Origin of the sequence: Autumnicola tepida, from assembly GCF_031846485.1 — a bacterium.
GTDB lineage: Bacteria > Bacteroidota > Bacteroidia > Flavobacteriales > Flavobacteriaceae > Autumnicola > Autumnicola tepida.
Genome location: NZ_JAVRHQ010000036.1, coordinates 1 through 23,605, shown reverse-complemented (window position 1 = coordinate 23,605; position 23,605 = coordinate 1). Strand labels below are relative to the sequence as shown.

General features: G+C 40.2%; 24 protein-coding genes. 2 read left to right on the top strand and 22 right to left on the bottom strand.

Annotated features, from left to right (window positions below):
- Positions 1-473: 473 nt before the first annotated feature.
- The 18 genes from RM553_RS18480 to RM553_RS18395 all read right to left on the bottom strand — a co-directional run bounded on the left by RM553_RS18480 (position 474) and on the right by RM553_RS18395 (position 18,382).
- On the bottom strand, positions 474-911 hold the full coding sequence (locus tag RM553_RS18480; RefSeq protein ID WP_311536449.1) for an ester cyclase: 438 nt from the start codon (positions 909-911) through the stop codon (positions 474-476).
- A 95-nt stretch (positions 912-1,006) separates the two neighbouring features.
- A complete protein-coding gene (locus RM553_RS18475) occupies positions 1,007-1,459 on the bottom strand; it encodes a DoxX family protein (protein ID WP_311536448.1) in 453 nt (150 codons plus the stop codon).
- A gap of 85 nt (positions 1,460-1,544) precedes the next feature.
- Positions 1,545-2,555 carry an NADP-dependent oxidoreductase gene (locus tag RM553_RS18470; protein WP_311536447.1) on the bottom strand — a complete coding sequence of 337 codons (1,011 nt, stop codon included), beginning with the start codon at positions 2,553-2,555 and terminating at the stop codon, positions 1,545-1,547.
- Positions 2,552-3,478: a ketopantoate reductase family protein gene (locus RM553_RS18465; protein WP_311536446.1), complete on the bottom strand. Its 927-nt coding sequence runs from the start codon at positions 3,476-3,478 to the stop codon at positions 2,552-2,554. The genes RM553_RS18470 and RM553_RS18465 overlap by 4 nt, the downstream gene beginning before the upstream one ends.
- A gap of 132 nt (positions 3,479-3,610) precedes the next feature.
- On the bottom strand, positions 3,611-4,426 hold the full coding sequence (gene panB / locus RM553_RS18460; protein ID WP_311536445.1) for a 3-methyl-2-oxobutanoate hydroxymethyltransferase: 816 nt from the start codon (positions 4,424-4,426) through the stop codon (positions 3,611-3,613).
- Between the two features lie 10 nt (positions 4,427-4,436).
- Positions 4,437-4,973 (bottom strand): YbhB/YbcL family Raf kinase inhibitor-like protein, encoded by a 537-nt coding sequence (locus tag RM553_RS18455; protein ID WP_311536444.1) that lies wholly within the window; start codon positions 4,971-4,973, stop codon positions 4,437-4,439.
- Between the two features lie 192 nt (positions 4,974-5,165).
- Entirely contained in the window at positions 5,166-5,804 is a 639-nt protein-coding gene (locus RM553_RS18450; RefSeq protein ID WP_311536443.1) for an HD domain-containing protein, read from the bottom strand.
- 101 nt (positions 5,805-5,905) lie between these two features.
- Entirely contained in the window at positions 5,906-6,601 is a 696-nt protein-coding gene (locus RM553_RS18445; protein ID WP_311536442.1) for an NADPH-dependent F420 reductase, read from the bottom strand.
- 592 nt (positions 6,602-7,193) lie between these two features.
- Complete coding sequence (locus RM553_RS18440; protein WP_311536441.1) at positions 7,194-10,226, bottom strand: efflux RND transporter permease subunit; 3,033 nt, start codon at positions 10,224-10,226, stop codon at positions 7,194-7,196.
- Entirely contained in the window at positions 10,223-11,278 is a 1,056-nt protein-coding gene (locus RM553_RS18435; RefSeq protein WP_311536440.1) for an efflux RND transporter periplasmic adaptor subunit, read from the bottom strand. The genes RM553_RS18440 and RM553_RS18435 overlap by 4 nt, the downstream gene beginning before the upstream one ends.
- Entirely contained in the window at positions 11,275-12,645 is a 1,371-nt protein-coding gene (locus RM553_RS18430) for a TolC family protein (protein WP_311536439.1), read from the bottom strand. Before RM553_RS18430 ends, RM553_RS18435 begins: the two co-directional genes overlap by 4 nt.
- Position 12,646: 1 nt before the next feature.
- Positions 12,647-14,050: a dihydrolipoyl dehydrogenase gene (gene lpdA / locus RM553_RS18425; protein ID WP_311536438.1), complete on the bottom strand. Its 1,404-nt coding sequence runs from the start codon at positions 14,048-14,050 to the stop codon at positions 12,647-12,649.
- 10 nt (positions 14,051-14,060) lie between these two features.
- A complete protein-coding gene (locus tag RM553_RS18420) occupies positions 14,061-15,242 on the bottom strand; it encodes a thiolase family protein (RefSeq protein ID WP_311536437.1) in 1,182 nt (393 codons plus the stop codon).
- The gene (locus tag RM553_RS18415; protein WP_311536436.1) at positions 15,242-15,763 is read right to left on the bottom strand and encodes a GNAT family N-acetyltransferase; all 522 of its coding nucleotides are present in this window, start codon (positions 15,761-15,763) and stop codon (positions 15,242-15,244) included. Before RM553_RS18415 ends, RM553_RS18420 begins: the two co-directional genes overlap by 1 nt.
- A gap of 8 nt (positions 15,764-15,771) precedes the next feature.
- On the bottom strand, positions 15,772-16,203 hold the full coding sequence (locus RM553_RS18410; protein ID WP_311536435.1) for a carboxymuconolactone decarboxylase family protein: 432 nt from the start codon (positions 16,201-16,203) through the stop codon (positions 15,772-15,774).
- Between the two features lie 23 nt (positions 16,204-16,226).
- On the bottom strand, positions 16,227-16,571 hold the full coding sequence (locus RM553_RS18405) for a hypothetical protein (RefSeq protein ID WP_311536434.1): 345 nt from the start codon (positions 16,569-16,571) through the stop codon (positions 16,227-16,229).
- Positions 16,572-16,574: 3 nt separating this feature from the next.
- Positions 16,575-17,468 (bottom strand): DUF2141 domain-containing protein, encoded by an 894-nt coding sequence (locus tag RM553_RS18400; protein WP_311536433.1) that lies wholly within the window; start codon positions 17,466-17,468, stop codon positions 16,575-16,577.
- A gap of 263 nt (positions 17,469-17,731) precedes the next feature.
- Complete coding sequence (locus RM553_RS18395) at positions 17,732-18,382, bottom strand: Crp/Fnr family transcriptional regulator (RefSeq protein WP_311536432.1); 651 nt, start codon at positions 18,380-18,382, stop codon at positions 17,732-17,734.
- A gap of 249 nt (positions 18,383-18,631) precedes the next feature.
- Between RM553_RS18395 and RM553_RS18390 the strand changes: the two genes are divergently transcribed.
- Positions 18,632-19,138, top strand: a complete 507-nt coding sequence (locus RM553_RS18390) for an alpha/beta hydrolase (RefSeq protein WP_311536431.1) — start codon at positions 18,632-18,634, stop codon at positions 19,136-19,138.
- A gap of 177 nt (positions 19,139-19,315) precedes the next feature.
- Here the strand turns inward: RM553_RS18390 and RM553_RS18385 are convergent, their stop codons facing one another.
- The 4 genes from RM553_RS18385 to RM553_RS18370 are packed head-to-tail and all read right to left on the bottom strand — an operon-like array spanning position 19,316 to position 21,922.
- Positions 19,316-19,627, bottom strand: coding sequence for a cupin domain-containing protein (locus tag RM553_RS18385; RefSeq protein WP_311536430.1), 312 nt, complete (start codon positions 19,625-19,627; stop codon positions 19,316-19,318).
- An 18-nt stretch (positions 19,628-19,645) separates the two neighbouring features.
- Positions 19,646-20,200: a DUF1572 domain-containing protein gene (locus RM553_RS18380; protein ID WP_311536429.1), complete on the bottom strand. Its 555-nt coding sequence runs from the start codon at positions 20,198-20,200 to the stop codon at positions 19,646-19,648.
- 31 nt (positions 20,201-20,231) lie between these two features.
- Positions 20,232-20,975: an SDR family oxidoreductase gene (locus tag RM553_RS18375; RefSeq protein WP_311536428.1), complete on the bottom strand. Its 744-nt coding sequence runs from the start codon at positions 20,973-20,975 to the stop codon at positions 20,232-20,234.
- Entirely contained in the window at positions 20,972-21,922 is a 951-nt protein-coding gene (locus tag RM553_RS18370; RefSeq protein WP_311536427.1) for a ketopantoate reductase family protein, read from the bottom strand. The genes RM553_RS18375 and RM553_RS18370 overlap by 4 nt, the downstream gene beginning before the upstream one ends.
- An 85-nt stretch (positions 21,923-22,007) precedes the next feature.
- Here RM553_RS18370 and RM553_RS18365 point away from each other — a divergent pair, with 85 nt between their 5' ends.
- Entirely contained in the window at positions 22,008-23,435 is a 1,428-nt protein-coding gene (locus RM553_RS18365; protein WP_311536426.1) for an aminotransferase-like domain-containing protein, read from the top strand.
- Positions 23,436-23,605: the final 170 nt, after the last annotated feature.

The following is a 23,605-nucleotide window of genomic DNA, read 5'->3' as shown; positions in this document are numbered from 1 at the left end:
TTGAACTCGAACTAATCGACCCAGTGCTCTTCTTCAATCAATCCAAAACCTGCATCCAACAAATGGGCTCTACCATACTTAATTCTATTACCTGATGTTCGAGCTTTCAAAAAATTTTATACAGCACGCTCAAAGCGTTAGAAGACGTACTCATAATTTATAACAAGAAATGAGAATTTAAATTTTAGTCCTAAAACGAAAGATGTTAACTTCTTCTTTGATTTTAACCATTATGATCAATTTTGATTAGCCATTTTTAAATAACCACAAAAGGTTATTTGAAATCTTTAAAAACTAACCACTAGTTCTTTAGTTTTCATCAAAGACCAACAATATTTAAATTGTCCGAATCCAGGAATCAAAATCTATCACCCCATGCTCTATTAGAAACCAAAAAATTAGAATATCAAACTGGTCTGGTCGTTCTTTGATATTATATTTTCTTTCTTAATTTATTCGGCAATTAGATTTTTTTAAATTCCAATATCCCCGGCATTCCCCCCCTTGAGGGCCCGGTAAATTTCCAGTGCGCTACGCTCCACCCAGCATCTGCAAAATTTATCTTCACGTATCTCCCAAATGGCAATCCCGGTAAAACTGATAGGATCACCTGTCGCTTCTAAATCAAATATTCCATGATTATATCCAGAACATTTCCACCGACAAACGACCATGTTACCTTCAGGATTTACGAACATGTCCTCGATCTTATTAATAGGATCTTTTAAAACTTCATGAAATTGTCTTACCCATTTCTTGAAATTATCCCGTCCCTTTATTTCTTTACCGGCAGTAACGATTAAATAGTCTTCCGTCATAAGTTCATCTATGGCAGCAAGGTCTCCTGGAGGTAACCAGACCCTGTTGAAAAACTTTTCTACCATAAATTCCGCCTTACTCTTTTCTTTCATTTATAATCTATTTTAGCAGTAATTTTTAAAACCTATTTATACAATATCTTCTCAAACACCCGAACTACTATTATCATCCAGCTATAAAGGAAAAATTAATTTTCCGGTTGTTTAATAATGAGTTTATTGTCTAATGAAAACTTTCCTCCTCCGGTAACTGTAAGAGCAATTGATATGGTAATCCATAAAATGAAATATTCATACCCCTCTCCGGACTGTTCTCCATACCAATTCATAAAAAATCCATGAGGTATATGACTGGATAATATAATTCCTATCGCCAAAACGGTTAGAGAAAATGCCCACAGCCTGGTAAAAAATCCAGCTATTAAAAAAATAACCCCAAAGACCTCCAGGATGATTACCAGGAAACCGATAATCCAGGGAAGATTCATTGTGCCAGTAAAATAGTCCATGGTGCCATTAAAACCATAACCCCCGAACCAGCCCAGAAGTTTTTGACAACCATGGGGCAGAATAACGATTCCCAGCCCTAACCGGAGTATGAATGGAATCCAGCTATTGATGCTTGTAAATAATGTATTCATCTTTTTTTATTAAAATTTCAGACAAATTTTCATTGTATAGAGGGAAAAATTTTGGGGAATATAATGGCATAATTCGTACATATTTTTAATCATTGTGCATAATAAGTTTCTTTCCACCTGCAAGATTGTGTTCTAACATAGTATGCCCACGCCTAACTGTTTCTACTCCCAATTTTCCAATTATTTCAACAGGGGGAGCCGTAATAATTCCTTTTTCTATTAAACCGAGTAAAAATTTTAATTTGCTACCATAATAATCCGGTGTCCAGCTAACACCACTCAAAGCATGGGCATAATTGGAAATATTCATTATAGTTATCCCCCTGTCAAATAATATTTGCCTCGCTTTAGCCGTGGCAAGACACGTGATATCACAATATATTCCATGCACCCGTAAAACACTGGCACAAAATTCGGATATAGATCCACCCACCAGGTCGATAGTGATATCATATAAATTTCCTTCATTCAATTCAATTACCTTTTCTTCCCAGCCAGCCTCTCGATAATTTATCACCTGATCCTGGCGTAATCCCAGTGAATATAAATGCATATGACTCTCCTTACTTCCAGCTATGGTTATTATCCTGGCATGACCTTCAGAAAGAAGTAGTTTAATAATCATAGTTCCAACACCACCCGCTGCTCCACTGATAAATATCATGTCATCTTTCGAAAAATTCATCCTTTCAAAAATCTGAAGTGCTGTAAGACCTACCATTGGTATTCCTGCTGCTTCCTCAAATCTCATAATTCCTGGCTTACGCGCCGCAAGATCTGAAGGTATACTAACATATTCCGCATATGTTCCGTTAGAGCCAAAGCTTCCAACATATGCCACTACCTCATCTCCCTTACTATAATCCTTAACTTCAGATCCAACCACTTCCACCACTCCAGATAGTTCCCTTCTCAACACCGCAGATTTTAGAAGTTTACTTTCCTCGCTTCCCTTTCGGATTTGATAATCCACAGGATTGAAAGAAGTTGCTATTATTCGGACCAAAATATGATTCCTTTTTACCGTTGGCCGTTCTACAGTTGACATCAAAAAATTTTCAACTCCGCCAAAAGAATTGAGTATTACCGCTTTCATCTTTTTACCAGGTTTAAATGAGAAGTGACCATTTTATAAAGGGGAGTATCCAGCCGATATTCTCTACTCCTTTCAATGACAAAATCCAGTAAAAATTCCTGCTCCGTATTCCGTTCGCTTAAATAATCCAGCTGAAAGGAAGTTTGTGTGGTATACGGAAAGGAATACAGCTTATTAAGAGCCTGATCCACTGCATTCTTTTCAAGTAATACCCCCTCCTTTTGCGCAAGTCTGTAAACTTCCTCCATCAATCCCCTGGTAATGGCCTTTACTTCCTGATCTTCCAGAATTTCTCCAAAACTTATGTTATATGCAGCAGTTACTACCGATACAGGAGATACAAATGGAAATTTACTCCATAATGCATTCCTGATATCTTTCCTGAACTCAACCCTGACCCCCGCATCCAATAGATTCATAATGGCCCTTCCGGTGTATTCATTATCCTTACCGCCAACGTAAATTAAGCCGGGTCCTCCTTTATGCGAAATGAATCCCGGTGCTTTTATATTAGAAGATACGTAGATACATCCTTCGAGAATATGATTTATTTCCTTGAAATTTTTCTGCAAAAGTTCGCTGGCATTAACCATATTTTGTAAGGTTAGCACAACTGTTGTATCCTTGATTATGGTCTGATAATCACGAAGAGCCGAAAGTAAAGAATGTGATTTTGAGGCAATTATTAATACATCGACGGTTCCGCATTCCGATGCTTCCCTGATAACCTGACCAGGAAAAACATGGGATGTGCCCGATGCCTGCTCTAACATCAGACCTTCATTCTTAATTTGATCATAGGCAGCACCTCTCGTAATAAATATTATTTCCGTATTCGGCCTGGAATTGTAGAATTTTGCAAGCTGAAAGCCTATAAACCCTCCTATTCCACCTATTCCTAAAACTGCAATTTTTCTTTTCATGAACCTGAATTATTAGCGGAATCCAAAAATGAATTCTGTATTTTTAATTCTATTTCAATTTATCTGAGCTTTCCTGGCGAACAGTTTTAATCAATACATCCCAGACCCTATTTATTATTTTGATACAGGGAGTTAATTCTTAAAACAGTATTCCATCGTTGGGAAATCACCACTTCTAACCTCCTCAGCAAAATTTTTAAAGGCATTCTCCATTTCCTCTGATAAATGAGCATATTTCTTTACAAACTTTGGTGTAAAATCAGAAAACAACCCAAGTATGTCATCCGTCACCAGGACCTGTCCGTCACATACGGGAGAAGCCCCTATGCCTATAACCGGAATAGCTACGGAATTAACGATCTCTCTGGCTACAGATTCCACCACACCTTCAACAAGAACTAAAGGCGCCCCGGACATTTCAATATTTTTAGCCAGCTTAACCAGTTCCTCCCTTTCCTGACCAGTTCTTCCCTGAATTCTGAATCCTCCATACTGATTGGCACGCTGCGGTAACAACCCTATATGAGCCGTCACAGGAATTCCTCGCTGAGTTAAAAACCGTATAGTGGGAAGCATTTCGAATCCGGCCTCTATCTTTACACCGGAAGCTCCGGATTCGGCCAGTAATCTGGAAGCATTCTTAAATGCCTGTTCCGGTGATTTCTCATAACTTCCAAAGGGCATGTCAGCAATCACACAGGCTCTGGACGCACCCTTCACAACGGCCCTTGTATGAGCGATCATCATTTCCAGACTCACTTTCATGGTAGATTCCATACCATAAGCTACCATCGCCAGAGAATCTCCAACCAGAATCATATCCACGTAAGGATCCATTAACCTGGCTACCGGAGTGGTATAAGCCGTAAGGCAAACGATACGGCCCCGTCCTTTTTGGGATTGTAAATCCGGAATAGTAATTTTTCGTTTATTCACACTCAAACTCATATAACAATCTTTACCGGTTATGATATACTATTAAGGAAGCTTTCTCTATAGTGTTCTGATTTAAATAATAACTCACCAGTGCAGGGTTGGCCGTGGGGGCCAGCCCCAATACCGGAGTTTGCAGGGCATAAACCGTTATTATATATGTGTGGACATTATCTCCTTCAGGGGGACAGGGGCCACCGTACCCAGAATTTCCGAAATCTGTAATACTTTGAATAGCCGGTTTAGGGGCCATTCCAGAATCCAAATTGCCAGCACCGGCAGGTAATGAAGTTATTGTGGCGGGAATATCGAAAATTAACCAGTGCCACCATCCGCTCTCAGTTGGCGCATCCGGATCAAACATGGTTATGGCGAAACTTTTTGTTCCCCCGGGCACGTTCTCCCAGTAAAGCTGTGGCGAAATATTTTCGCCTTCACAACCGAAAGAGTTAAATTCCTCTTTAAAGGTTACCTGTCCACCCAGGGTTTCACTCTTCAAAGAAAATGTCTGCGCATTAACCTGGATCGATATCAACAGGAAAAGTAAATACAGCGTTTTCATATTTCAATTATTTGAATTTATCATTTAATCCGACAATAACACTTTAACATCCCAGGATAGGATTTTTGAATACCTGTTCATTTTAATTCATCATATGGTAATAGTGCGTACGATTATTACACCTAGTAATTCACATTTGTTTCCCTGTAAATTTTACCATTATGGTTAATACCATTAATTCTTCCAGTATTATTAGTCCTTAGCACCAAAAAGATCAAGATCCCTAGCATTGATAATCAGGCTTTCGATAATACTCCAGATCTCCGGTACCATCCCCGCTACCTGGCTTTTTACACGGTACACCTTTTCATAACTTACCTTATTTTCTCTCCAGGCTTTTCCTCCACTGTTAAAGTTATTGATAACCGGAACCAGATGGTCAACTGCACGCGCAAACAAAGACTCCCTGGAATTCCCTACCTCAAATTCCATCCATAGTTCCAGTAAATCATTAGCCTGTTGCTCAGGTAACCTTCCAAAAATAGATTTTGCAGCCTCCTGCTCTTTTAGGAATTTATCTGCAGCGTTAAAATCTGAATAAAGAAATGTATCCCCGGCCTGGATTTCAACAATGTCATGGATTAACAACATTTTTACAACTTTGAGAACGTCGATTCCCGGAGCTAATTGATCACTTAGAATTAACCCCACCAGAGCTGCCTGCCAACTATGCTCAGCTGAGTTCTCAAGCCTGTCTCCCGTACCGTTGTAATTCTTTCTTTTGACCGACTTTAATTTATCTGCTTCTGTTATAAAAGAAATGATCTGTTCCAGTTTCATTTTTTCAACCAGTTGAGAATTCAATCTAAAGATGGGACCTACCTCGCCCATTTACATTGATTTAAATCAAGAAAAAAAATGTACCAGAAACCATCCTCTTTCCATAAGCGTTCAATCCTGCAAAAATTTCAGGATGGCTTCAACTATTAAATTTATTTTAAAAATGATCCCTGGGTATGCAGGCTGGAAGGAGTTCTGCCTCCAAACCTCAGCTGTCCGGTTGCTTTTATTTCCTTCAGTGAAAGAGCCAACCAGGGAGTGGCCTTTCTTCGCAACATAATTCTATATAAACTACCCAGATGCTCAAGTAACAGGGCCTGAAATAACTCTCCGCAGTATTCGGCATTAAAACCGAGGTCTTCAGCCAGTTTCATCACTTCCTTCGCAGCATTCCGGTTATCAGATGCTACAAAACAGGTAACTTCCAGTTCCTTTAAACCTCTTCCAGAATATTCGAAAATTTCCTGTGTGATAGTATTAAACCCCTTCACAATATAGGCCTCAGGTATTTGAGACTGGAGAATCTGTGCTCTCGAAATTTCGATTTCTTCAGCTTTTAGCTGGTCATTTAAATTACCGTTATTCGATTCCAGTACTATTTTCCCTTCCAGTACAGATACATCCTCAAGTACATCCCCAGGATGAATATCCCTGGGAGTATAATAAATGATATCTCCAAATTCCGCCGCGCGCTGATTGGTCCCAAATAAAGTCGTTTTATCATACCGGGAAACCAGTTTCGCCTTTTTTACATCGCGGGATCCAAAAAACACCTCGTGCCCAACTGACGCCAAAGCCAATCCCACTACTCTACCCATATTCCCCGTGCCGATAATTCCAATTTTCATTTTAATTTTATTTCTATTCACCAAAACAAAATTCGACATGAATTCACTAGATACTCTTGATTTGAATCAAGAAATATTCAAGGCTTCAGTTCAATTCTTAATTTAAAGATGCCTGGATAATTTATAACTATCTTCCAGTAAACAATAACTTATAATTTTACCATCTTTCACTTCAAAAATAGCAGAAAATATACTGGTAAACAGGTAGTTGTTTTTTTTTCAATCTCGGAGAGATCACGCCGGTCGCAACCCCTTTTGATCCACCGGTAAAAATGGTCTCAATTTCCAGATCAACCGGTTCAACGTGTAATTCCAGGGTTTTGAAAAACTCAACAACCCCGCTTCTTTAATTTCTTTTTCCCGTCCAGGGAGCCCTGACTTCATTGCCGGGAATATTCCATTCTATTTCCTAATCCAGCAAATTTAAAAGCCGTTCAATCTCTTTATCTACCAGTAACAATCTATAAAACTCCTTGATAAATCAAAGAGTACCAGTCTCTTCCTTAACATTACACATCATATACTATTTATCATCCCTGTAAACACAAAATTTCTTGCTGTTTCTACCCTTTATTCCATTTTTATCAATCGGTTACCTGGACATCCATTTGTATAATACCGGAACCACCAAAAGTGTAAGACACATCGAAGAGATTAACCCGCCTATTAAAGTCCATCCCAGCGGTGACCACAGGCTGGTTCCGGAAGCGGTTAACGGTACCAGACCAAGAATCGTGGTAAAAGTAGTAAGTAAAATGGGGGTAAAACGTCTTAGCGCAGCCTGCTCGATTGCCGTTAGGCGATCCATTCCCCCGTTCCTTGATTTATTGATATAATCCACGAGAATAATTGAGTTATTAACGACGATTCCCACCAGACTTATCAGACCTACAAAAGCAAAAAATGAGAATGACCAGCCACTAAAATATAGTGCAATTAACGAACCGCTCACAGCGAGAGGAATTGCTGTAAAGATAATCACAGGTTGTACGAAGGATTTAAATTGAAAAACAAGTACTGCAAATATGCCAGCCAGTGCAAGTAGTAGTAACACACCCAGATTACCAAAACTTTGCTGCTGGGTTTCATACTCACCCCCAATTTTATAATCGTATCCCGGAGGAAAATCATACCTCTCCAGTTGAGCGATTAGTGATTCGGTTATATTCCGGGTCTGATCAGAATCGGTAACACTCGCTGTAATAGAAACCGCACGCTCATTATTATAATGCCTTATTTCAGGAATCTCGCCCCTGAAGTTGAGTTTTGATATTTGCTTCAGTGGAATTTGTTTTCCAGACCTTCCAGGTATGAATAAACCATCAAGCTCCTGCGGATTTGCACGGCCGGTACCGACACCTCCTATCATTAACGGTAACGGTTCGTCATACTCTATAAGGTTGATTTCGTCTACGTATAATCCCTCGGTCCTGGCGCGAACCATTCTATCAACCTCCAGTGTGGTTAGATTATATAAAGCCGCTTTCTTCGCATCTATAACCAGTTCCAGACCGGTTTTGGTACGGGCTAGAGGATTATTAATATCCAGTAATCCTTCCGTTTGGTAAAATTCCTTTTCAATATCACTGGCAATATGTTTTAAGGTGTCCAGATCTTCTCCAAGAATAATGACCTCCACCGGAGCCTCAAATGGAGATCCGTTTTTTAAATCCTCAAAATGTATCCTCGCTTCAGGATATCTCCGGAATGCCATACGAAGGCTTTCCAGAGTACGGTAAAATAAAACGGGATCCCACTTTTTAAAATTTACAAGAATTTCCCCGTGATTAAGACGATACTCTTTAGGTGTACGATTATAATAAACCTGGGGATTGCCATGTCCCGTATTGGAGGTGTAACTACTTACATAACCGGTAGTATCCAGAATATCCTCGACATATCGTACCGCCTTATCGGTATTCTCCAGATTTGAAGAATATGGTAAATCTACAGATATAAGTAATAGGTTTTTGTCAGCAGTGGGAAAAAGACTTACTCCTATAGCAGGGAAAAGTGACAGCGAACCCATGAATAAAAGAAGGCTTATACCCAGTATGATATAACCTTTTCCCAAAGAAAAATGTAAAATTCGCCTGTAATAACGTTCCGTAAAATAAATGACCCTCTTCAACATCCAGGTCGAAGACTCCGGTTCTTTCTTTAATAATTTACCGGATATTAGTGGTGTGAACCCCAGTGCCAGTAATAAAGAGGCCAGAAGGGCATAAATTACAGTGAGGGGAAGGCTACGTAGATATTCACCGGGACCACTTTCCAGGAATACAAGTGGTATGAAGGCAAGTATTGTGGTAAAAGTAGAACTGATAACAGCATATCCCACTTCCGATGTACCTCTTACCACTGCCTCTTTTCTTGAAAAACCTTCTCCCTGATACCTGCCGATACTTTCAATAACCACGATGGCATTATCCACAAGAAGCCCCAAAGCAATAACCAGTGCGGCGATACTTATTTGTTGCAGGGCATACCCGGAATAATCCAGTAATATAATGGCCAGTAATATGGAGAGAGGAACGACCGTCATAACGATCACCCCTGAACGGATTCCCAGAAATAACCAGATTACAATTCCAACAAGGAAAATGCCCTGCAGCAAATTTATCATGAAGTCTGTTAAACGATTATCAACCGCCGGGGCCTGCTCAAAAGCAGTTTCAATCCGTACACCCTTTGGTAGCTCTTCCTGGTAATGACTCAATATCTCTTCTAAATCCGATTCGAGATGGAGTACATTTGCATTCTTTTTTTGGTGAACTGTTAAAAAAATACAGGGTTCCCCTTTGATTCGTGCGACCCATCTGGGCCTTTCAAGCGACTTTCTTACTTCGGCCATATCACCTAACTGCACCGGATGATTCGAACCTAAAAAGAAAGGAATTTCCTCAATTTCAGCCAGAGTTTCAAGTGCTCCCGAGGTCTTAAGGTTCAGGCTTAAGTTTCCTGAAATGAGTTCACCTCCCGGTATATAGGCATTATAAGCTTTTAATACACCAATTATCTCATCGATCGAAATTCCATAAGCGACCATCTTCTCGAAATTGATATCCACACGGATCTCTTCTTCAGGAAAAGCAAGGATTTCAGTTTTCTTTACCAGTGATAATTCCTCAATTTCCTTTTGAAATTCTTTAGCAATATCATGAAGCTCCGGATAACCTTTGGATGCGGAAACTATGGCATATTGATGAATAACAGATCTTTCTTCGGGCTGATATCTGATTACCTTCAGCTCATACATCTCCTCAGGTAGATTCTCCCTTATCCTGTTTACTTCCGAAAGAATTTCATCATACTTTTCCCGGTAGTCTATTCCGTACTCCGCTTCTACTTTTATTACTGCCAGACCACTGGTAATTTCCGATCTTATTTCCGTAAGCTCGCTAACCTCTTCAAGTGCTTCCTCGATCGGATCCACAATAAACTTTTCGACTTCTCCGGGGCTATTACCCGGATGTACCGCAACTATCGTATATAAAGGCAGTTCCATGAAAGGATCTTCCGATCTTGGCATGGATCGCCAGGTCAGAAAACCCACAAATAATACTATCAAAAGTATTACGTGGATGAAATAACTATTTTTTAAGGCAAGAACTGGAAGTTTCATAGTAATGGATCCTGAATTGTAATGGAGTCTAATTCCTTTAACCATGCCGCTCCTTCTGTAATTACCCATAAAGAATCAAGGCTGACGGAATCCGGAACCACCGTGAAATAATCCGGGAAAATATCGTGGACAGGCAGGTTCTGTCTGTATACGGTATGTTTATCCGCTGTAACGAATATACCGGCCTTCCCCTGATCTATACTTACAAGTGCGGACATGGGGATTTTAATGAGCTTTTCAGGTTCATCGGGATAAATTAAAATATCTCCAGTGAATCCGTTTTTTAATTTGCTGTCAAAATAATCCGTTAAAGATACTTCGACAGTAAACATACCAGTGCCCGGATCAGCAGTACCGGATATTGTTTTGACATGACCCGGGTAGGATTTGTGAGGCATCGCTGAAAAAGTAACGGAAACACTATCTCCAGTATTTACATTCACCACCTCCCTGTCAGCCAGACCCGCCTTAACAATCTGATTCCCATGTCCACCAACCTCTCCTAAAAGAACCACCGGCTCGCCAGGTCCCACATATTCCCCAACGTTGGCCATCTTCCTTAAAACCATGCACCCTGCCGGACTATATAAACTGGAATGCCTTATATTAAACCCTATATGCTCCAGTTGAGACTCCGATTTTCGAAGAGCTGTTTCGGCATTCTCGAGCTGTTCCATAGTAGCTGCATCCTCCGAAAAAAGATTTTTAATACGATCATAGTCAGCCAGGTATTTTTCGTAACTGGCCAGTGCGTTCCTTTCTTGTGCTCGAAAATCGCCCATATCGAGCCGTGCGATCAAAGATCCGGGTTTCAGTACCTGTCCCTCTTCAATATCGAAATAATTTAAAATTCCTCCATTTTTAAAGGCCAGGGTGTGCTCATTTTCAAAATGTAGAACTCCACTTGTTTGTATGACCGACTGCAAACTGTTCTCATTAAGTGGTTGGATTACAACAGGATGTTTCTCCCTGCTCATAACCACTGAAGTTTTTTGATATTCCCGCTTACAGGAAATGGCAATAAAAACAAATATTAATATAATTTTTTTCATATGTTTTCTATATTAAGCCCAGCAGCAGCTTCAAATTCGGCCTGCCTTATTCTTACAGTATATTCCGAGATTACTTCCTTAAGTAGGGCTTTGATATATAGAGCCTGGGCATCCTTTAATTCAAGGGGCAAAATCATACCCTGTCGGTATTGTTTATTCACTATTTCATAATTAAGCCAGGCATTTTCCACCTCCGTTTTGCTATAATGCAGCGACTCCAAAGCTTCCTGAAGTTCGTTTCGAGCATCTGCAACCTCAAGAGATATTTTATTCCTTAACTCCTCTAATTCGTTTAGTAAACCACTCTTTTCAAGTTGTGCCTGTTCTACCTTCGCTTTGTGTCCTCCGCCAGAAAAAATATTCCAGGACATTCCTATCTGTAAAAACCAGAAATCCTGATGCTGATTAAAAGTATAACCATACCCCTGAAATCCCGCAGTGCCCACAAGATCCAGCTTCGGTACCCAGAAGGCCTTACTGTGATCCAGTTCCAATTCCTTTAACTCCAATCCGACCTTCAACTGTTTTATTTCACTTCTTTCTTCCTGGGCTTTTTTCTGAAAAGTCAGCTCTCCTGGATTTATAATCGCTATCGACGCCAGAGAATCTTTTAGAATTTTCGAAGACATATCACGGTTAAGTATATAATTGAAGTAATTTCGACTTCGTTTTATGTCTGAATCAATTTCCGCCAGTCGACTATTATTCTCTGCAAGCTGACTTCGGGAGTCAAAAATTAAATTTTTAGTGGCCTTTCCATGTATCACCAGCTTTTTGTGAAATTCCAGTGTTTCATTTAAAAGCTTCCGGTTTTCCATAAAAATCTTTCTTTGCTCCAGCAACTTTAAATAGCGATAGTAGGAAACCTTAATCTCCTTAATGAGCTGATTCTTCCAGATATCCATTTTAGCCTGTTGAATGGAGATCTTCATTTTTTCAGCCCGGAAATTGTAATAAACATCAGTGTTTATAACAGGTTGTATTATTCTTAATCCCGTATTGTGGAAGTTATCCGGTAAAAATTCCTCCACTCTGTTCGGAATATCTACAGGTAATCGAGTTTCTCCCAGTAACTGATTTATTTGTTCATTTACCGGGTTAATTAAATCACCTGCCGGAACCTCGATTACCCGTCCACCACCTGCCCGTGAATAGGATGCTTCCAGTGATACGGATGGCAAAAATTTCGCACGTGAGACTTCCAGGGCTTTTTCTGCAATCTCAATATCCAGATAACTTCTTAATAGAGCCAGGTTATTTTCAAGCCCGGTATCGATATACCGTTGCAGAATTTCCTGAGCATTTATTTTACCGGGTAGAATAAACAACCATACGGACAGATAATATATATATCGCGAACACCTCATTTTAAATATTTATGTTTCCTCTTCCCGATGACGCCAGATAAGCCTCTTTCAGAGCCTCGGAAAAGGTGGGATGGGCCCAGGAAATTGTTGCCATATCTATATCCCGAACCTCATATTCCATAGCAACCACTGCCTGGGCAATAAGATCAGCCGCCCGTGCACCCAAAATATGAACACCCAGCACTTCTCCATGAACTGTATCGGCCAGCACCTTCACAAAACCATCTTCTTCTGCCGCGGCCCTTGCCCTACCCAGTGCCGAAAAAGGAAATTTACCCTTGCGATAAGGAATTTCTTTTTTCTTAATTTCCTCTTCTGTAAAACCCACTGAAGCAACTTCCGGCCATGTATATACAACTCCGGGTATATTTCTGTAATTAATATGAGGCTTTTGCCCATCGATAACCTCGGCCACAAATATGCCCTCCTCCTCTGCCTTATGAGCCAACATTTGTCCTCCGATCACATCACCGATCGCAAAGATATTGGGTACGGAGGTTTGTAGACGTTTATTAACCGTGATAAACCCCCTCTCATCCGTAACTATTTTCAATTTTTCCAGTCCCAAACCCTGTGTATATGGCTTTCGCCCCACGGCCACCAGAACTTTTTCCGCTCCAGTCTCATGTATTCTTCCCTGCCTATCTGCCCAGGTGACCGTCACTTCCTGCCCTGCATCCGATACACCCGAAACCCTGGCATCCAGGTGAATATTTATACCTTTCTTTTTCAGAACGACTGCAAGACCTTTTCCCAGCGATCTGTCCATTCCGGGAATAAGGGCGTCCGAATATTCCAGTATCCTTACTTTGCTACCCAACCGGGAATACACGGAAGCCATCTCAACTCCTATTATTCCTCCTCCTATTACTGTTAGCGATTCGGGAATATTTTTTAACGACAAAGCTCCGGTAGAACTTAAAATGTTTTGCTCATCTATGTCGGTTCCCGGAAGAGAGGCCGGCTTCGAACCTGTAGCCAGAATTATATAATTAGTTATCAGAATAATTTTACCAGTGGCATTCCGAACCTCAACCATTTTATCTGACGCCAATACCCCCACCCCCTGGTAAACATCAATCTTATTCTTTTTCATCAAAAAGGCCAGCCCTTCATTATTGGTTTTAACCACCTTATCCTTCCTGGCGATCATCTTTTGAAAATTCAATTGAATTTTCCCAGGATCCACACCATGATGATTCAATACCTCCCGGGCATTGTAAAAATGTTCGGAACTGTCCAGTAATGCCTTGGAAGGTATACAGCCAACATTCGTGCAGGTGCCACCCAGAAAGGGATACTTCTCGATAATCGCTACTTTATATCCAAGCTGAGACGCCCTTATTGCAGCTACATATCCTCCCGGTCCCGAGCCTATCACTACTATATCATATTCATTTCTCATTACACAACATTTAGATTCGCCTGATTAACATGGCCGTGGCCCCTCCTCCTCCATTGCAGATCGCCGCTATACCCAGTTCCAGATCTTTTTGAATGAGAATACTCAGCAGCCTTCCTACGATACGGGCACCAGACATCCCCAGAGGATGCCCCAGAACTAAAGCTCCTCCCCAAATATTTATAAGCTCCGGATCTATTTTTAATAACCTGGAATTAGCTACTATTACGGAAGCGAATGATTCGTTGATTTCAAACACATCAATATCACCGATCTCCAGCTTTTGATTTTTTAAAACTTTCCGTATCGCCAGAGTAGGTGATGTGGTAAAATATTCTGAAGCCTGGGCAGCATCAGCAAAATCAATAATCTCGGCCATGGGAGCCAACCCGTTGCGCTTTACAAAAACCTCCTCACCCAGAAGTACAGTGCAGGCTCCATCCGCAAGACCGGACGCACTGGCTGCGGTTATGGTACCCTCCTGTTCAAAACTGGGTTTTAAACCGTGAACCGCGGCACTTTTGAATTTCGATATTTCTTCATCCTCCGTTATAGTACGACAACCATCTTCTTTATTAACCACCACACCAGTAATTTCCTTTTGTATATATCCCTTTCTGTATGCTTCCCGTGTTAACCGAAATGACCGTAAGGCAATCTCATCCTGATCTTCCCTGGTTATACCCAGTTCTCTAATGGTTATTTCTGCTGCATTCCCCATATGAAAATTATTCAGGGAGTCCCAGAGACCATCCTGAATCAAACCGTCAGTTACCATTTGATGTCCGGCCCCTACCCCACGTCGATAACCCTCCAGGTAATAGGGAATACCGGACATACTCTCCATCCCTCCACAAAGAACGAGACCACCTGATCCGTACATTAATGAAAGGGCTCCGGTAGATATCGCTTTTAAGCCTGAAGCACATACCTTATTGATACTGCTGGCTTCCACCTCCAGAGGCAGTCCTGCACCGTACACTATTTGTCTGGCAGGAGCCTGACCCTGTCCTGATGATATTACCTGACCATAACAGATTTCCTTTATTCCGGTATACAAATCCTCAGGAATATCCGTCATCAAAGCACGGGTGGCCACTATACCGAGTTCAACCGACGTTTTGGAGGAAAGTACACCATGAATACTCCCAATTGGAGTACGTCTGTGATTCAGTATGTAAACCCGACTCTTCATTATTCGGAAAATTCTCTGGGATATTTGACGACACCCCTTTTGTTGGTCAGTATGCCTTTCTTGAGTTCCAGCGCCATAAAAACATCGTCCGGAACTTTAAATGGACTTTTTATCACGAATTTGGAGGCTGGAACGAAACCGAATCGAGGATAATATTTTGCATGTCCGAGAACGATCACTCCTGAATAGCCTAACTCTCCAGCTCTAATTAATCCCTCCCGCACAAGCTCCGATCCTACACCAGTACGCTGAAATTTAGGTAAGACCGCCATTGGAGCCAGAGCCAGTAACTCTAATCCATTGTGTCCTTCAAGCTCCAGCCTGGTAAATAAAACATGACCGGTAAGAGTATTGCTTTCATTGTATGCCACCAGCGATAATTCGGGAATATAGGCAGCTGAATTCCGAAGTTTATCAACCAGAATGGCCTCATCCTCCCGGTGGAATGCCCTCCTGTGCACCGAATATATAAACGGACGGTCTTTAAAGACTTCCTCACGTATGAATATACCCTTGTTCATTTCTCTTCCTACCTTAGATGCGTACTAACCGCAATCCTGTTCCAGGCGTTTATAGTGATAATTTGCATGATAATCTCAGCCATTTCTTTTTCATTAAACCAGTTTTCTAATGAACCATATATTCCATCCGGAATCCCTTTTCCCCTTGTAAGTGTTAACCTGTCCGTAAAATCAAGTACGGCTTTTTCTCTTTCCGAAAATAAAGGAGACTCCCACCATGCACTCAACGCATATAATCTTTGCTCCGTTTCTCCATTTTTTCGAGCATCCCGGGTATGAATTTCCAGGCAATATGCACAACCGTTTAACTGGGAGGCTCTAATTTTTATCAATTCTTTTAGTCCGGCACTAACAGAACTCTTATGAAGATACTTCTCTAACGCATTCATGGCTCTGTATGCTTCTGGCTGAATTTCCTTTATTATTACTCTTTTTTTCATATTTATTTTATTTCATAAAGTTTCTACCCTACCGCACTCTTTGATGTAACAGGTATCAACCTTTCATTACACACAGTTACAGCTTCCGGATTTCGAAAGACAAAGGACATGTACTTTTGATGCTTTTCCGAACTGAAAAACTGCATCAAATATTTTTCATCGTCCCAGTATGAAATCATTACTACTCTTCCGGGACCCGAAATAGCGGGAATCGCCCTTTGACATCCCTCCACTTTCTTCATATACTTTACGATTCCGTAAAGGTGCCACCACAACCATACTACTCCCACAAAGGTGTTCGCCTCAATACTGTTTAAAAACACTGTGGTATCCTTTATTTTATCAGGAATTTTTAGACGAGGTCTCATCAATCAATCCCTTAATTTGATAATAATCTTACTTCCATTTATTAAACTGAACCTGGATTCCTGAAAAGTGGGAGCCCGTAAAGCCGGCCGAACGTTATTTGAAAAACCATAGGGCTCCATAGGAATACCTATAAAGTTCTTATCCAGTATGCCATTGCCGTTTGTGTCGTAAAACATGGAAATTGCATAAATTCCCGGCCTGAGGTCTTCAAAATCCACTGTAATCGACGTCCCTGAGAAAACCTTTACTTTTTTATTGTAAACGGAGCTGGAAATCCTTGTGAAATCCTTCTCCCTGTCATACCATCCCAGGTAAAGAGTGCCCGATACCTCCGGTAAATTAATTACTTCCACCCTGCAACTGTAGCCACTATAGGAACGATCATAGGAGAGTAAAAAAAGACTTAATAACGCCAACCCCGAAATCTGGATAAAACTTTTACCTCTGCTAACAATAGATGTCCGGTAAACCCACCAAATATATACTGGTTGAAATAATAGCCTTGACCAGGTATAAAGAGGATCAGAAGGTAAGCCTCCCGGAGCCCCAAGGTTATTTACAGCAACATTAATATTCGCAGGAAACATGGCAATCAACTGAGCGATAAGCAACCAGGCAGATAACCTGCGGGTTCGCCTCCATATTAAACCAAGTCCAAGAATAATTTCAGATATGCCGGAAATTAAAATCAGTTGTTTGGGAAAGGGAAGAATATCCCTGATCATATAAACCAGTGAATCAGGATTAATCAGGTGGATGAAACCCGTTTGTATCATCATAACAGTCATGGCCCAGCGACCAGCCGTCCAGAAATCTACAGATTCCTTTTTCCATAGTAAACGGGCAAACAGGAAAATCAGTAGTGTAATCGAAAGTAATCCTAAAAAAAATGCCATAATTTCTTCTCTTAGTATGACAAAGTTGATGATTTAAACTATCCGGGGCCTTGATGGAAATCAAGAAATGAATATTAGGAAAGGTTTTTATCACCGGGTACTCACGTTATATGCACCGGAATAGTTTAATTAAAGAAATTAAATTATACCGATCCTGAATATAGTCTGTATTTAATCGGGCAGGAAAATTCTCGTCCAACTTTATTAACGTAAAGAATTTCTAAATTTCGGTATCGTTTAAGCAGACTAATTTCCGTTTACTATCAGGAAATTGAGGCTCGAATACGCGATAATGTTTCAGGAGTAATTCCTAAATAAGAAGCAAGATACTTCAGGGGAATTGACTGAATTAAATGAGGTTGTTCCTCCAGCAACTGTAAATATTTTTCTCTGGGATTGAGTGTGAGTAAACTAATCTCACGTGCCGACTTTTTTAAAAACTGCTGTTCGGCTGCTAACCTTCCAATTCTTTCTCCGCAATTAGTATTTCTGTATACTTCATGCAGGTGATCATAGCCAATATAATAACATTCCACCTTACTCGTAACCGGTCTTAATTCATAAATACTTGGTTTGCGACTGATAAAGGAAGAGTAAGAACTGAAAAACTGCCCCGGAAAGGCAAAATCTGAAGTAGATTCGTTAATGTTATTAACTATATAGCGAACTATTCCATTGGCAAGAAAAAATAAGCGGTTTTCAACCTGTCCAAACCCGGTAATTACATCAGATTTCTTAAATCGAACGTGTTCAAGTCTGCTGCTAAAATAAAGCCAGTCCTTTTCCGTCATGGGAACTAAAGAGGAAAATCTTTTTCTTATCTGATCAATAGGATGCACGACAGTGTATTTATAAGGTACCAAATTACTTTTTTTTTCATAATGAGAAAAGCAGGCAGGGACTAAAAGCCTCAAAGTTTTATAGTAATCCTATTAAAATAAGTTCTGATTTTAGTAAAAAAATTTCTTCTAATACTATACAGTGAACTCCATTTTCTTTCTCCTGGATCTTCAGCAACCGTAGCCATCCCCTTATACTTCTTTAGACCTTTTTTTAATTAAGAATGAAAGCAATTGTTGTAGATGATGAGGCTCTGGCAAGAGAAAGAGTTCTCGGTTTACTGGAAAAATATCCCGATATCAAAGTAGTTCCAGAATGCGGGAGTGGTAAGGACTTTCGGAAACTTTTTAAAGGGGCATATAAACCGCAGATATTTTGTTGCGGCCGGACATTCTCTAGGTGGAAATGTTGCCATTATTTCTGGGGAAAAGGATAAGAGAATTCGCGCCGCCGTCAATTTGGATGGAGGTACTTTCATTGAAAAGTACTCGGATCCAAAAATACCTACCCTAACCATCAGGAGTCAGCCAGATTATACCGAAGAAGAAATAAAAGATAAAAGATTTACTCTGAAGGAATGGGATGAAATGGGAAAGAATATCGATAGTTCTTTTAATTCCTTTTTAAGCAGCGCAACAAATAGTTATGAAATAAAAATCACCGGTGCCGGACATATGAGTTTTTCCGATGCTCCATTTGTTCTCCCGAAAATGATCACCCGGTTTGGCGGAAAAATAATTGATTCTAATAAGGCCTGGACCATAATAAATAAGTCCATATTGCTTTTTTTTACAAGGCTTGAAGGATCAAAATTTAGAACCATTAGTTGAATTTGCAAACCGCTTTCCGGAGTGCGAGGTATCTACCTATGGAAAATGAGAGGATAAAATTTTTAGAGTAAAATGTAGAATCCAAAGGCTATGTAAAAGCCTTACTCAATCTAGGCTTTATTAATTTACCAACACGGAATTCCACATAAATAAAATTCTAACAGTTCTATTTTAAAATTAGCCAATAAAAAATACCCACGTGATAAAATTATCAGAGAATTCAATGAATTTATGGTCTGCATGAGCAGGGACATAAATGAAATCACCAGGCTTGAATGCAGTGATATCTTCCTGTAATTGAAATTTTCCTTCTCCTGAAATAATTAAATAAAATTCATCCCGATCATGGGGAGTTTGTTTGTCAATTCGGTTGGGTTTATATATTTCAACTGAAAGCAGTTCTTTTTTAAAAAGAGAAATAAATTCCCTGTCTGACTTTTCCAATAATATTATTGCTTCTGATTGCTCAACTTTGTTTGCAAAATCCATATTCTATGGCTTTTTATGTTATACATTGTCTGTAAAATGTCTTTTTGTTTTTTCCCCGGCAAACTTCCTATTGTTATAGTCATTGGACTTGTTCCGGGGGATAGAAAGACTTTCCCATTTATCATCCCTGACCATTTTTGCTATATAAATAATTTGACCGATGTGATACGGGTAATGTGCAAGCTGCCGGTTAAGAGCCTCCACAATCGTATGCCCCTCATTTCGGATATACACTAGATCTTCCAACTGTTCTTCCTGAAGATTAGCGAGTGTGGTGAATAAGCACTCCCAGCCCTTATTCCAGTAATTCAATAGTTCTTCGCGATTAGTGAAATTGTTTACAAATTCAGCATCACGATTACGCCAGCCTTTTTCACCATCAGCCGTCAAAAAATCGGTAAATCTTGAGAGCATATTTCCGGCAAGATGTTTTACAATTACAGCGATGCTATTGCTTTCTCCATTATATTGCCAGAAGAGTGCATCATCCGGTAGCTGAGCCATAGCCTTTTCACCAAGCATTTTATAATATTCAAACTGCTTAACAGCACTGGTCAAATAACTTGTTTTCATATTTCTTAAATTTAAAGATTAGATACTCTGCTTACCTCCCACCGGTGACATCGATAAAAGTCCCGGTAGAGTAGGATGATTTTTCAGAAGCCAGCCACATAATAGCCTCTGCCACTTCTTCGGGCGTGCCTCCTCTTTTCATTGGTATGTTGTTTTTAATTCGGTCAACACGATCGGCCTCCCCTCCATCAGCATGGATATCTGTATAAATAAAAGCCGGCCTTACACCATTCACTCGAATCCCCTCCTCTGCGATCTCTTTAGAAAGGCCTTTGGTAAAAGAATCAATTGCGCCTTTTGAAGTTGCGTAGTCTATATATTCATTAGGCGATCCCGTTTTAGATGCCAAAGAGGAGACATTAACTATCGAGCCGCCCTTTCCTCCATATTTGAACGACATTCTCTTTATAGCTTCTCTTGCGCAAATCATTTGCCCGGTTACGTTTATAGCAAAAATGCGAGTGAGGCGAGAAGCATCCATAGTTTCCAACCGGCTTTGTTGTTCCAAAATTCCGGCATTATTAACAAGGACATGTAGATCACCGAATATTTCATCGATTTCTTTATAAAGCCTGATAATTTCTTTCTCCTCGGAAATATCTGCATGTATAGCAGCAGCTTTTCCTCCCATTGCCTGGATTTTATTTACAACCTCTTCGGCCGCTTGTTTATTTTTATGATAGTTAACCACCACCGCGAAACCCTGTTCTGCTGCCAAAAGTGCTGTAGCAGCTCCTATTCCTCGGCTTGCGCCGGTAATAAGCATTGTTTTCATGTCATTATAGATTTAGAATGTTCTTCGACCTTAATTTCCGCTTTTAATTTTATAAGGGTACCTAGAAGGTTTGTTTCCCGGCACCTCTGCACCATTTTTAAACCCTTCGCCATTCGTGCTATTTCCAGGTTTAGTGTTTCTATCTCGGTTTTACGATTATTACGTATATCCTGTAGTGTTGAAATGAATTGACCTTCTGAAGATTTACTTATCTGGAGCAGGCTTTTTTCTATATCTTTGCTGTTTAAAATTATCCCTTCCTGTTCCGCCACTAAAAGGCATTCAGAAATTATCCTCCTGGCAATTCTACGAGCCTCATCATTCCGAACGAAGATGCCATTGTCCGTTTCAAGTAAAGGGCAAACGGAATTAAAAACACAATTTACAATAACTTTCTTCCAGATGATCTGCTGAATATTCTTCTCGCTTTTAAACCCAAAATTCCGTGTATCCAACTGCTGAACAATATGATATAACTTTCCCACACTTCCCTTCACAATACCTACGGGACAAACAGATACCGGCTTAAACCGGAACCTATTAGAGGATACAGACTGACTGGTTACAAACAGAACGCAGCGGTATAATTCGGGAAAATTTTGGAGTAAAAATGCCTGCTCAATATGAAGGCCATTTTGAAGCAAAACAATTGGTGAGGAACCTGTCTTTTCTTTTAAAGAAACTGCGAGTTGTTTGTTACCGTAAGATTTAGTAGCAAGAACCACTATGCCTTCCATGGTTTTTATGGTGCTTAATGTTACGATGGGAATAGATGCGTAATGGTTTTCTTCGCTTTCAATCCAAATTTCTTCCGTGGTACTACTGCCGTCATCCATACTTCCTCTAACCAGCGTAACCTTTCTTCCCTCTAATTTCAGAAATACAGCCAGGGCTTTACCGATAGAGCCGGTACCTACAATATAGATCTGCCTTTGTGAGTGAAGCATATTTACCATTTGAATACAAAATTGAATAAAATAAAAACACGATAGCAGATGCAGTTTTGTTATTTTTGAGCATAGCAGATTACGTATGGAAAAGAACAAAAATGAATTTAAATACCTTCGGATTGCAGAAGTTATTGAACGACAAATCCTGAATAATACTCTAAGGGCGGGAGATAAAATACCATCTTTGCGAACCCTGTGCCGCGAGTATGGTGTAAGCCAGAACACGGCACTTAATGCTTATTACTATCTTGAAGGTAAAATGTTGATCGAGGCGCGGCCCCAGTCGGGCTATTATGTATCATTTTCAAACGCACGGATACCTTCCATTCCCAAGAAGACCAATCCTTCTACTATTGCCAATCACGGCGATAGTGAATTACTGGTGAGCAAGGTCTATGGGAATCTAGGCGAAAACGGCCACCTTGCTCTTTCTTTGGGAACTCCCGCCAATGAATTGCTGCCCATAGCAAAATTGAACAAAGCACTGATACAGGCTACTCGTGACCTAAAAGGAAGCGGGGTAGCATCTGATAAAGTGGAAGGGAACGAAAGGCTCCGCAGGCAGATAGCCCGGTGGGCTTTTGCCATGGAAAGCCATTTGACACACGAAGATATTATTACCACCAGTGGATGTTTAAATGCACTTTCTTACTGTATGATGGCAGTGGCCGAAAAAGGGGATACAGTAGCAATGGAAAGTCCGGTATCCTTTGGAATGCTCCAATTGGCGGAGGCGCTGGGAATAAAAGTATTAGAATTGCCTACCCACCCGCAAAACGGTGTAGATCTCAACGCTTTTGAAGATGCTCTAAAGAGTAAACAGGTAAAAGCGAGTTTGCTCATTAGTAACTTCAGTAATCCATTAGGGTCCTGTATGGCAGATAAAAATAAAGAGACCGCAGTGATACTTTCGGAAAAATACAATAAACCGCTAATTGAAAATGACATCAACGGAGATGTCTATTTTGGTAAGTATCGTCCCAAATCCTGTAAGACTTTTGATAAGACCGGTATCGTTTTATGGTGCGGATCCATATCCAAAACACTTGCCCCTGGTTACAGGGTAGGTTGGGTGGCTCCCGGAAAGTTTAAAGAAAAGGTATTGCGGCTTAAATTATTTCTCACTATCGCATCGACTTCCGTTACCCAGGAGGTAATTGCAAACTTTTTAGAGACCGGACGCTATGAAAATCATTTGCGAAAATTGAGAGCTACACTTCATGGGAACATGCTGAAATATTCCCAGATTATCGGAAAGTATTTTCCTGAAAGAACCATGGCCAGCCGGCCTCAGGGAGGATTTGTAATTTGGGTTGAATTACCGGTAAAGATTGATACGATGGAGGTTTATGAAAAAACCAGCCGCAGGGAAATCAGTTATGCTCCAGGCAGGATATTCTCGCTACAAAACCAGTATAACAATTGCCTTCGGTTAAATTATGGCCTGCAATGGAATAATAAGCTGGAATATAGATTAATTGAATTAGGTAATTTATTTAAAAATACTTGATTATTCACATCAAATTAAATCAAGATATTTAGTGATGCTATAAAAGCTGTAAAAAATATTGTTGCTAAAGCTTTCCTATACAACAGTCGGAAGAAAAATAAATTAGGCGATCAAAAATCTTAACTAAATTAAACCTAAAAGAGAAGGGTTCTGAGTGTAATTTCTGCAGA